The sequence below is a fragment of the Faecousia intestinalis genome, assembly GCF_040096185.1.
GTDB lineage: Bacteria > Bacillota > Clostridia > Oscillospirales > Oscillospiraceae > JAZOXB01.
This window is the reverse complement of the sequence record NZ_JBBMFF010000151.1, coordinates 1-2,085: the sequence shown is the minus strand read 5'-3', so window position 1 is coordinate 2,085 and position 2,085 is coordinate 1. Positions and strand designations below refer to the sequence as shown.

General features: G+C 63.1%; 1 protein-coding gene. It reads right to left on the bottom strand.

Annotation, left to right across the window (positions count from 1 at the left end):
* Nucleotides 1-42: 42 nt before the first annotated feature.
* Nucleotides 43-1,887: a flavin reductase gene (locus tag WMO66_RS03775; RefSeq protein ID WP_349135047.1), complete on the bottom strand. Its 1,845-nt coding sequence runs from the start codon at nt 1,885-1,887 to the stop codon at nt 43-45.
* Nucleotides 1,888-2,085 lie beyond the last annotated feature (198 nt).

The following is a 2,085-nucleotide window of genomic DNA, read 5'->3' as shown; positions in this document are numbered from 1 at the left end:
CCGCAGCTTTTGGGCTGCGGACGGGCGATCTATATTCCTGTATTATTTCAGGGGCTCAAAATCCTCCGCGCCGTGCTTGCACAGCGGGCAGATATAGTCCGCCGGGAGCGTCTCGCCCTCGTAGACATAGCCGCAGATCTTGCAGACGAAGCCGGTCTTCTTCTCGGCGGCAGGCTGGGGCTTCGGCTTGATGTGCTCAAAATAGTAGGCATACGTCGCAGACGGGACGTCCGACAGCACGCGGGCCTCCGTGACCTCGGCGAGGAAGAGCGTGTGCGTGCCGCAGTCGAGCGTCTGGATGACCTTGCCGGACAGGACGGCGTTCGTGCCGGCCGGCTCATAGCGCAGGCCGTTGGCCGTGCGGACCGCCTCCGCGCCGTCGAACTTGTCGGCCGTATCGCGGCCGCTGCGGAAGCCGTACTGCTGGAACTGCGCAAACGAGGCATCCTGCGAGAGGACGGACAGATTGAACACGCCGGTCTTCAGGATCATGTCGTGCGTCAGGTTCTGCTTGTTGACCGTGATGGAGATGCGCTTCGGCGTGTCCGTGACCTGCGCGGCCGTGTTGATGATGCAGGCGTTGTCGCGTTCCCCCTCGCGGGCGCTCAGGACGAACAGGCCGTAGGACAGGGCGAACATCGCCTGATTGTCCACCGTGCCGGGTTCGGAGGCGTGCACCTGCGGCTGCGGCAGCGTGGCGCACAGGGCGTCCGCCAGCGCGCCCAGCTGCGCGCTCTGGCTCTCGGCCATGGCGGAGCGGAGCGTCAGCTGCTGGTCGAGGATGGTGACGTTCTTCAGCTTGCCGAGCAGGTCGCGCATGTGCTTGCCGGACGTCGGGGCCCACGAGCCGTTTTCGATGAGGGCGACGGTGCGGTTCTGCAGGTTGTGCGCAACGATGTCGTGCAGCAGGTTCTCCATCGTGACGAAGATGCCCGCATTATACGTCGGCGCGGCAAAGACGAGGTGGCTCCAGCGGAAGGCCGCGGCGATGATATCGGACGCCGGAGTGACGGAGACATCGAACATGACGGTCTTCACGCCGCGCTCGCGCAGGCGGACGGACAGCAGCTCGGCCGCGTTCTCCGTGCCGCCGTAGACGGAGGCGTAGGCGATCATGACGCCCTGCTCCTCCGGCGTATAGGTGCTCCAGTGGACATAGCGGTCGATGAATTCGCCGATGTTCTTGCGCCAGACGAAGCCGTGCAGGGGGCAGATGCGGTCGATCTGAACCGTGGAGGCCTTCTTGAGCAGGGCCTGCACCTGCGTGCCGTATTTGCCGACGATGTTGCAGTAATAACGGCGGGCCTCGTCCACATAATCGCGGAAGAAGTCGACCTCATCGGCGAACAGCGCGCCGTTGATCGCGCCGAACGTGCCGAAGGCGTCAGCCGAGAAGAGCGTGCGCGTCGTCAGGTCGTAGCTGACCATGACCTCCGGCCAGTGGACCATCGGGGCGCTCAGGAACGTGAGCGTGTGGTGGCCGGTCTCGAAGGTGTCGCCCTCCTTGACGAGGTGGAAGGCGTTCTGCGGGGCGACGCCGCCGCGGAACTGCTGCAGCATGGCGCGGATGCGGTCGCTGCAGACGATGACGGTCTCCGGATGGCGCAGCAGCACCTCGCTGACCGTGCCGGAGTGGTCCGGCTCCATGTGGTGGATGACGAGGTAGTCGAGCTTGCGCCCGGCCAGAACGTGGTCGACGTTCTCGAAGAATACCTTGCTGACCGACGGATCGACCGTGTCGAACAGGATGGTCTTGTCGTCGAGCAGCAGATAGGAATTGTAGGAAACTCCGTTCGGCACGGCGTAAACACCCTCGAACATAGCGAGTCTGCGGTCATTCCCGCCGACCCACCAGAGATCCTCCAGAACCTTGCGGACACAGTACATAAGTTTTTCCTCCGTATTTGATAGATTGTTTATTTTCATGGCATAGCGTGTGCGAGTGGGAAATGGAAAGTTACACGATACCTCCGGCTGCCGTTAAAATGGTAAACGCCGAAGTATGGGGTGTAGCGGCGGTCACTGCGCAGCCGTTGGCGGCTTTGCCGCCTTACGGATGCGGCGTGCCCCTTGCGGGTAGTGACC